Raw genomic sequence first — 9,468 nt, forward strand, 5'->3', positions numbered from 1 at the left:
TTCCCCGAAAGGAGGAGCTTGTTGTGAGCCAACAGACGCTCAAAAAGGATCTGAAGATGCGTCATATGACCATGATCTCGTTGGGCGGAGTCATTGGCGCAGGCCTCTTCGTCGGCAGCGGCGCTGTGATTCAGACCGCAGGTCCTGCGTCCGTCATCTCCTACGCCCTGGCCGGACTGCTGGTGATTCTTGTCATGCGAATGCTGGGGGAAATGGCCGTGGCGAAACCGACCCTCGGTTCATTCGCCGCTTATGCGCGAACCGCGCTGGGAGATTGGGCCGGTTTTATTGTCGGATGGCTGTACTGGTACTTCTGGGTCATTGTGGTTGCCGTCGAAGCAACGGCTGGAGCCAAAACGCTGGAAAACTGGCTATTGCCCGGCGTTCCCCTGTGGGTATTGACGGTCATCCTTCTGTTCCTGTTGACCCTGACAAACCTGATTTCCGTTCGCTCTTATGGGGAATTTGAGTACTGGTTCGCATCCATTAAAGTAGCGGCGATTATCCTGTTTATTATTGTCGGTGCGCTCTATGTGCTGGGCCTGTGGCCGCACGCGCATATGGATTTCAGCAATCTGACAAAGCACGGCGGATTTGCGCCATTTGGTGTCGTAGCTCTGTTCGCCAGCGTAACCACGCTGATTTTCTCGTTCTTCGGTTCTGAGATTGTGACCATTGCCGCATCCGAATCTGCGGAACCGCGTCAGGCGGTGGCCCGCGCAACCAACTCAGTGATCTGGCGCGTGTTGGTGTTTTACATCGGATCTATTTTCTTGATTGTCACGATTCTCCCGTGGAATGACAAAGCCGCAATGGTCAGTCCGTATGTAAGCGCTTTGCGCGTGATTGGCATTCCTGGTGCCGCGTGGATCATGAACTTGGTGGTACTCACGGCCGTGTTGTCGTGCCTGAACTCCGGGCTCTACACCGCTTCGCGAATGCTGTTCGCCCTGGCCGATTCCGGGGATGCGCCGAAAGCCCTGGTCGCCACGAACGAGCGCGGTGTACCGGTGCGCGCCATCCTGTTCTGCATGCTGGTGGGATATCTGTCGGTGGCGATGGACTACCTGTCGCCGAACACCGTGTTCCTGTTCTTGCTCAACTCGTCCGGCGCGGTCGGCCTGTTCATCTACCTGCTGATTGCCGTCTCCGAACTGCGCATGCGGCGGCAGTTGGAGAAAACGGAGCCGGATTCCTTGCGCGTCCGCATGTGGGCGTATCCGTTCCTGACCTGGTTGAGCATCCTTGCGATGGCCGCGGTCATCATTTCGATGGCGTTCACCGCGTCTGACCGCTCTCAGTTAATCCTGAGCCTGGTGAGTGTGGTCATTCTGCTCATCCTGTACGCCATCAAGCGTACGGCACAGGGCAAGTCGAACCAACAAGCGGCATAGACAAACCCGCATCATCAACAGGGGGGGCAACACGGCCCCCTGTTCCTTTACTTCCGGTCCACCAGCGGACTCAACCGTCTGTGGCATTTCTCCATTCCGCCACATAGCGCTCCAGCGTCCGGTGCAGCGCTTTCCCGATTTCACCGTACGCGTCGTCATCCAGGTTCGCCAGTGAGACGCGCACCGACCACGCTGGGCCGTAAAACCCCCCGCCGTTCAACAGTACAATCGAAGCCTGTTCAGCCAGCCGAAACAACACATCCACTGGCTCATAGTTGGCCTTCAAATACGCCGTGAACGCGTCGCCGTAATGTAGCCGGGCCCATTCACCGAGATCGAACTCCGTATAGTAATGAGCGCTGTACGGCACTTCGGGCACCGGCAGTCCCAGCCCATCATACAGTCGCTTCAACCGACGGATGCAAATGTCTCGCGTCTGTTGCTTGTACCGGTTCTGTTCGTCGAGCAGGGCGAACGCCGAGAACAGCGTCATCTGCACCTGCTGCGGCGTAGACAGACCCGCCGTATGATTGAGCGCAACCTGTCGGCTGTCCGCGACCAACCGGTCCATGAAGCGCAGCTGTTCGGGATCCATCGTCAAGGAAGCGTATCGGCGGTTCAAATGCTGTTTGACCGCCTCCGGCAACTGTCGCAGGTGCTCGTCAAACACATTGTCCTCGGCCGCCGCAATTACGCCGAGCCGCCAGCCTGTCACACCAAAATACTTCGAGTACGAATACACACCGACCGTATTGTACGGCAGCGCGGACAACAGGGACCGAAAATGCTCCGTAAACGTGCTGTACACATCGTCCGTGACAATCATCAGATCCGGATGGTGAATGCGCACCGTCTGCACCAGGTATTCCAATGCCTCCGGCGCCAGCGCGACGGACGGTGGATTACTCGGATTCACCAAAAACAGCGCTCGAATCCTGGGATCTTTCAGCTTGTCCAACTCTTCACGCGGGTATTGCCAGGTGTGTGATCCGTCCTTGGCCCGCCCCGACGCGTGAATCCACACCACATCAAAATCGTATTGCGGCAATTGTGGAATTTCCACATACGGCGGGAAGATGGGGACCATCATGGCCACTTGATCTCCCGGATTCAGCAAATGGTTGGCCCGCAGCGTTTCAAATAAATAACACATCGCAGCCGTTGCCCCCTCCACGGCGAACAACTGCAGGGGCACTGCCGGCGCATTCCCGAACAATTCCTGCACCAGGTAATCGCGAACCACCTGCTCCGCATGCGTCAACATCCGGTCGGGCATAGGGTAATTGTCCCCAACGATGCCGTCAACCAGCTCGTGCACCCAAGCGTCGGGCCGGAATCCTTTGCGTTCAATGGCCCATTCCACCACGCGCAGCAGCAGGTCCATGCCGGGCAATGAGCGCCCCGCCCCGCGCGCAAACGCAAAAAAACGCTCGGCAATCCCTTCCGCCGCCGGTTTGCCGGCCAGATCCCGTTCGTTCCACGTCCGCCGACATTCCTGCAGCGCAAAGTAGCCCAGCGCAAAAAACGATTCGCGGGGTGTGGCCGCAATCCAGTTGGGATTCCCCCGCCCCGCGTCCAGCATGGCACGCGCGCTCTTTTCTTCCCCCGAATTCGCCAATTCAATCAACCGATTTTTCAGCTCAAACGGACTGACGCGTTCGTAGGCCCGTTCCATCTCCCGTCGGTGAATCGGTTCCTTCGCCATGATGACACACCCCCTTCAATGCGCATCGCCGTCCTATCGGAGATAGTATGGGCGAAATCGCCAGGGGGTATGTCGCAGAACGCGGTTAGGAAGCCGTTACGGCCTCCTCCACCTTCTTCAGAAAACGTATGAACTCATGCGTTTCGTCCTGCCTGGGCAACCCTTTCAAGCGAATGGTGCCCTGCGCCTTCGGATCAATCAAACTAACAATCAATAAGTCCTCAAAACGCACGCCCTCCGGCTTGCAGAGACACGCGGCCACCTCTGCGGCCACTCGCCGATTCGGAGTCACCGAAATTTCCACCGTCACTTCGTATGCTCGTTCCGTCTGCCGGCTCACCACTCGGGTTGCGCCGGACCAATGGAACGATCCCGCCTCCTCCACGAAGGGATGAGCCTGCTTTTTCAACGCCTTTTCCAGAATTCGTTTTTGCACATCCAGTCGAACCATCGCTGTCTTCAACACCCCGTAATCCTTCGCGCCCGCCTTTCGGCACGCGCCTGTTTACGATATCTTGAGCAGTCCGTTCACAACCAACTGCCCGCAGTTTGCCAACGCACACAATGAAAGCGGGTCCCCCGGTCTGATGAGGGCACCCGCTGCCGTGTTCTTCAATGGTTATGGGAATGCTTATTCCTCTTTGCTCACGAGTGCCGTCAGCGCTTCCACGGCTTCCTGTTCATCCGATCCGTTGGCTCGAATGGTCACTTCCAAACCCGGGCTCACAGCCAAACTCATCAGGCCGAGAATGCTCTTCGCATCCACGGACTTGTCGCCCTTTTCCACGGTGATCTGGCTGCGGAAGGAATTGGCCAGCTTCACGAATTCCGCAGCTGGGCGGGCGTGCAGCCCCTGTTTGAGTTTCACAACGACCTGCTTCTCGTACATTTCTCGCACCTCTTTTCACGTCCACTTTCCCTCCTATATTACCACGCATCGATGGACGACGGTGAGTCCACCGCGCCGTTTTGTGAAGTCTGGAAACAGCGGAATTTTCGACAAGAATCGTTCTCAGAAAGTGATACATTTCATCGAAATCGGGCATTGGCGTGTCTTCCCGCAAGATATTAGGATCTACTGTAGCTGGAGATTCTAAAGAAGATCAATCCATTCATCAAAGAGGGGTTGTACTGTGGAGGACAACGCAACAGCACAGACTGGAACGCAGTTCTGGCAAGACTTTTACGGCCCCAACCGCGGTTACATTCTCGAGCTGTACGAACAGTTCGTGAGTGATCCGAATTCGGTGGACGCGGAAACACGGGCACTCTTTGAACAGTATGGCAGCCCGGCCGACTGGACCGTTGCGGAACAGGCTGGAGTAACCGGTTCCATCCAAGGGCCCGTCAACGTTCTGAGCACGGATTTCGCACGCAAGCTGGTGGCCGCCACCGACTTGGTGCGCAACATCCGGAACTACGGACACTTGGCCGCGCATATCGATCCGCTCCGCGAACCGGAACACACCCCGATTCTGGAGCTTTCCTACTACGGCCTGACGGAGGCGGATTTGGCGGCGTTGCCGGCGTCGCTCATCTGGTCGAACGCGCCTGCAAACGTGCACACGGGCTTGGATGCGGTTCGGCGGCTGAAGGAAATCTACTGTGACGGATTGGCCTACGAATTCAGTCAGGTCACCGACGTCGAGGAGCGCAAATGGCTCGACGAAATGGTCGAGTCGAATGAACTGCATGCCGGTTATTCGGCTGCGGAAAAGCGCGACTTGCTGCACCGACTAACTGAGGTTGAATCGTTTGAGAAATTTTTGCACCGCACGTTCGTCGGGCAAAAGCGATTCTCCATTGAGGGCGTCGACGCCATGGTGCCCATGCTCGACAAGCTGATTGAACTGTGCGCGGAGTCCGGCATCCGCAACGTGATGATTGGCATGGCCCATCGCGGGCGTTTGAACGTGTTGGCGCACGTATTACGAAAACCGTATGAGAAGATTTTTGCGGAATTCCACGGATCGCCCAATAAAGAACTGGTTCCGTCCGAAGGGTCCACCGGCATCAATCACGGATGGACCGGCGACGTGAAGTATCACCTGGGCGCGAACAAGGTGATTGGCGAGGGGACGCAGGTGGAAGTCCGCATCACGCTCGCGAACAACCCGAGTCACCTGGAGTTCGTAAACCCAGTCATTGAAGGCTATACTCGCGCTGCACAAGATGATAGAAGCCAGGGCGGCGCTCCGGTGCAGGATGTTCAAAAGGCGCTGGCGGTCCAGATTCACGGCGACGCAGCGTTCCCAGGAGAAGGCGTGGTAGCCGAAACGCTGAACCTGTCTCGGTTGCGTGCGTATCGGACGGGGGGCACGGTGCACATCATTGCCAACAACCATCTGGGATTCACGGCGGAGGAGGACGAAGGACGGTCCACCCGCTACGCCAGCGACTTGGCCAAGGGCTTTGAAATCCCGGTGGTGCACGTGTCTGCGGATAATCCGGAGGCTTGCCTGACCGCCATCCGGTTGGCGCACTTGTATCGCGAGAAGTTCCACAAGGACTTCCTGATTGACCTGGTGGGTTACCGGCGCTGGGGCCACAACGAAGGAGACGACCCAGCTCCGACGCAACCGTTGCTCTACCAGAAGATCACCGAACATCCAACGGTGCGTACCCTGTACGCCAACGCGCTGGTGTCGACCGGCGTGCTGAGCGACGCGGAAGCCGCGACGATGGAGGAAGCGGTACTGCAGAAATTGAAAGACGCGTATGCCAAGGTCGGCGAGATCACGGAGGAAAATCCGTTTGCCGACTGGGTCGAGACGGAAGTGGAACCGGCGCAGGTCCCGCTCGACACGCTGAAATCCATCAACGAAGCGTTGCTCTCGTTCCCATCCGACCTGCACGTGTATCCGAAGCTGCAGCGCATTCTGGAACGACGCCGAGGTGCGCTGGACGAAGGCGGCAAGGTGGACTGGGCTCTGGCGGAATCGCTGGCGTTCGCCACCATCCTCTCCGAGGGTACGCCGATTCGCCTGACGGGCCAGGATTCGGAACGCGGCACGTTTGGCCACCGACACCTGGTGCTGCACGATGTGAACGACAACCACGAATTTGTGCCGCTGCAGGCGCTGCCGCACGCCAAGGCGTCCTTCACGGTGCACAACAGTGCACTGTCGGAAGCCGCGGTGCTGGGCTTTGAATACGGCTATTCGGTGTATGCCGACAACGCGCTCGTACTGTGGGAAGCACAGTTCGGTGATTTTGCCAACACCGCACAGGTATTGATTGACCAGTTCATCTCGGCGGGCATCTCCAAGTGGGGCCAGTCCTCCGGTTTGGTGATGCTGCTGCCACACGGCTATGAGGGGCAGGGACCGGAGCACTCCAGTGCCCGACTGGAGCGTTATCTGCAATTGTCCGCGCAGAACAACTGGGTGGTTGCCAACGTGACCTCCGCGGCTCAGTACTACCACCTGCTGCGTCGGCAGGCCGCAAGCCTCGGCAGGACCGCTCGTCCGTTGGTCATCATGACTCCGAAGAGCCTCTTGCGGAATCCGAAGGCGATGTCGAGCCCGGAGGCCTTCAGCGACGGACGATTCCAACCCGTGTTGAAGGATGCGCGGAACCTGAAGCCAAAAGACGTGAAGCGATTGATTCTGTGCAGCGGCAAGGTCGCGGTGGACCTGGACAACGCGATGGAGAAAGCGAAGGTGGACATCACCGACATCGCGGTCGCGCGGATTGAACAACTGTATCCGTTCCCTGAGGAACAGATTCAGGAAGTCATCGCTGCCTACCCAAGCCTGAAAGAAATCGTCTGGCTGCAGGAAGAACCCCAGAACATGGGCGCGTGGTTCTACATGCAACCGCGGTTGCAGGCCCTGCTGCCGAGCCGAGTGAAGTTGCGCTATGTGGGCCGCCCTGAACAAGCCAGCCCGGCGGAGGGACACGCGCCGGATCATAACGCGGAACAAGCACGCATCCTGAACGAAGTACTGCAACCGACACTATCTGCTGTCTTACAGTAAGGGAGGCTTTCACGGTGAGTGAAGTTAAGGTACCGGAACTTGGAGAATCGATTGTTGAAGCCACGGTCGGCACGTGGTTGAAGAAAGTGGGCGATCCGGTCGAAGCCGGCGAAGCCCTCGTGGAACTGGAAACCGACAAGGTGAATGTGGAAGTCATGGCGGAAGAGGCGGGTGTGCTGCAATCCATCGTCAAGCAGTCCGGGGAAACGGTCAACATCGGCGAGACGTTGGCTGTGATTGGCGCCGCCGGTTCTGCCCCGGCTCCGGCGGCAGCAGCGGCCAGCACTGCGGCGGCACCCTCCGCATCGTCGGCTGCGGCTTCAGTGGCGACAGCACCTGCGCCGGCGCCTGCCGCACCGGCAGCGACGCCAGCAGCAGCCGCACCCGCTGCAGAGGCGGCCGAAACCGGGCCCGTCCGCGCAACGCCGGCCATCCGTCGGGCTGCGCTCGAATTCGGGGTCGATTTGAGCAAGGTCCACGGCACCGGCGAGAATGGCCGGATTGAACTGCGGGATCTCCTGGCCCATGTGACGCCTCCGGCTTCCGCGCCGGCAGCACCCGCAGCGCCGACGAAGCCAGCACCGGCACCTGCTGCGACAACGGCCGTGGGGTCCTTCCGCGAAGAGGAACGGGTACGCATGTCGCGCCGCCGCGCCACCATCGCGAAGCGGTTGGTGGAAGCACAACACACGGCCGCCATGCTCACCACCTTCAACGAAGTGGACATGACCGCCATCTTGGAAGTCCGCAAGCGCCGCAAGGACGCGTTCAAGGAGAAGCACGGTGTGGGCCTTGGCTTCATGTCATTCTTCACGAAGGCAGTGGTCGGAGCGCTGAAGGCATTCCCGCTGTTGAACGCCGAAATTCAAGGTGAAGACCTCATCATCAAGAAGTACTATGACATCGGCGTCGCTGTGGCGACCGAAGGTGGGCTCGTGGTTCCAGTGGTTCGCAACGCGGATCGGCTGAGCTTCGCCGAGATTGAACGGGAAATCGCCACCCTCGCGAAGAAAGCGCGCGAGAACAAGCTCAGCCTGCAGGATCTGCAGGGCGGTACGTTCACCATCACCAACGGCGGCGTGTTTGGCAGCTTGATGTCCACGCCGATTCTGAACGCGCCGCAGGTAGGTATCCTCGGTATGCACGGCATCAAGGAACGTCCGGTGGCCGTCAACGGCCAGGTTGAAATTCGGCCGATGATGTACATCGCACTGTCCTATGACCATCGCATTGTTGACGGCGCCGAAGCTGTGCAGTTCCTCGTCAAGGTGAAGGAGCTCGTGGAGGACCCAGAGTCTCTGTTGATTGAAGGCTGATTCTCTCAGCCGTGATTCCATGCCACCCCCGGGTACCCAGCATATGCTCGGGGGCCCGCTGCCCAACAGCTCCGTGGACCAGCACCCGCGGAGCTGTTGTTTTTTTATTGCCCAGGGCTTACAGGAGCCTCACTTCGCCCCATACGATTCAACGAATGCTTCAAACGGGCAACGATGTCCATACCAAACGCCCCTGGTCCTTCCAGACAAGCAGGCTGCCGAGGATCTGAGCATTCATACCCGGCAGCGTGTAGTACGTTCCGGTTTTCAAGTCGTACACCTGCGGATCTCCCGAATTTTCACCTATCCAAGCCACAAAGCGCGCGTTTTGCGAAGGAAAATAAACGCCGGTTCCATCCGGAGACAATTGGTAGACTGCCTTATCTCCTTTTCGGTATAGGTACACCGGATAGGGTGCCGGATTGTCTGGGCCATTGGGCGCAGATTGGTAATCATCTTGTCAATGGCCAGTTTCGTTTCGACACAAATGGCCACTTAAATCCGTCAGAAGTGGTCAAGTGCTAGAGACTCGCGTTCACCCCTTTCATGCGGTAGCTGTCACCGCTGAATGTGAATACGGACACGTGGTGCAATAGGCGGTCCAGCGTGGCACTGGCCAGTGAGAGGTTCGGGAAGAGCGCTCCCCACTCCTCAAACGGCCGGTTGCTTGTCACAATCAGGCTCTGGCGCTCGTAGGCGTTCGAAACCAGCTGGAAGAGGTGGTTTCCGGCAGTGTCGTCCATCGGTAGGTAGCCGAGTTCGTCGACGACGATGAGATCGAGCTTTCCCAGAGCTCGTAGTTTCTGCTTTACAGTACCGTCCGCCATCGCTGCGTAGAGGTTGTCAATCAAATCCTGTGCCGTCGTGAACAGAACATCCTTGCCCTGTACCGCGGCCTTGTAGGCGAGCGCCATCGCAATGTGCGTTTTACCCAGACCTGGTGGACCAAGCAGCACGACGTTCTCATGGTTCTCAACGAACCTCAGGGTCTCCAGTTCGAGAATCTCGCGTTTTGGAACACTGGGCTGAAATGCGAAGTCGAACTCAGACAATGTCTTGTGCCCAGGGATTCT

General features: G+C 58.3%; 7 protein-coding genes. 3 read left to right on the forward strand and 4 right to left on the reverse strand.

Annotation, left to right across the window (positions count from 1 at the left end; translation table 11 throughout):
- Window positions 1-23: 23 nt before the first annotated feature.
- Window positions 24-1,394: an amino acid permease gene (locus G463_RS0111540; protein ID WP_026975286.1), complete on the forward strand. Its 1,371-nt coding sequence runs from the start codon at window positions 24-26 to the stop codon at window positions 1,392-1,394.
- 70 nt (window positions 1,395-1,464) lie between these two features.
- Here the strand turns inward: G463_RS0111540 and aspD are convergent, their stop codons facing one another.
- The 3 genes from aspD to G463_RS0111555 all read right to left on the reverse strand — a co-directional run bounded on the left by aspD (window position 1,465) and on the right by G463_RS0111555 (window position 3,988).
- Window positions 1,465-3,099, reverse strand: coding sequence for an aspartate 4-decarboxylase (gene aspD, locus G463_RS0111545; protein WP_026975287.1), 1,635 nt, complete (start codon window positions 3,097-3,099; stop codon window positions 1,465-1,467).
- An 85-nt stretch (window positions 3,100-3,184) separates the two neighbouring features.
- Window positions 3,185-3,565: a hypothetical protein gene (locus G463_RS0111550; protein WP_026975288.1), complete on the reverse strand. Its 381-nt coding sequence runs from the start codon at window positions 3,563-3,565 to the stop codon at window positions 3,185-3,187.
- Between the two features lie 165 nt (window positions 3,566-3,730).
- Window positions 3,731-3,988, reverse strand: coding sequence for an HPr family phosphocarrier protein (locus G463_RS0111555; protein WP_026975289.1), 258 nt, complete (start codon window positions 3,986-3,988; stop codon window positions 3,731-3,733).
- Between the two features lie 244 nt (window positions 3,989-4,232).
- Here G463_RS0111555 and G463_RS0111560 point away from each other — a divergent pair, with 244 nt between their 5' ends.
- The gene (locus G463_RS0111560) at window positions 4,233-7,079 is read left to right on the forward strand and encodes a 2-oxoglutarate dehydrogenase E1 component (RefSeq protein WP_026975290.1); all 2,847 of its coding nucleotides are present in this window, start codon (window positions 4,233-4,235) and stop codon (window positions 7,077-7,079) included.
- Window positions 7,080-7,093: 14 nt separating this feature from the next.
- Window positions 7,094-8,395: a 2-oxoglutarate dehydrogenase complex dihydrolipoyllysine-residue succinyltransferase gene (gene odhB, locus G463_RS0111565; protein ID WP_026975291.1), complete on the forward strand. Its 1,302-nt coding sequence runs from the start codon at window positions 7,094-7,096 to the stop codon at window positions 8,393-8,395.
- A 521-nt stretch (window positions 8,396-8,916) separates the two neighbouring features.
- Here the strand turns inward: odhB and istB are convergent.
- A partial coding sequence (gene istB / locus G463_RS20135) for an IS21-like element helper ATPase IstB (RefSeq protein WP_035487068.1) occupies window positions 8,917-9,468 on the reverse strand: 552 nt, incomplete at its 5' end.

The organism is Alicyclobacillus contaminans DSM 17975, assembly GCF_000429525.1.
Lineage (GTDB): Bacteria > Bacillota > Bacilli > Alicyclobacillales > Alicyclobacillaceae > Alicyclobacillus_A > Alicyclobacillus_A contaminans.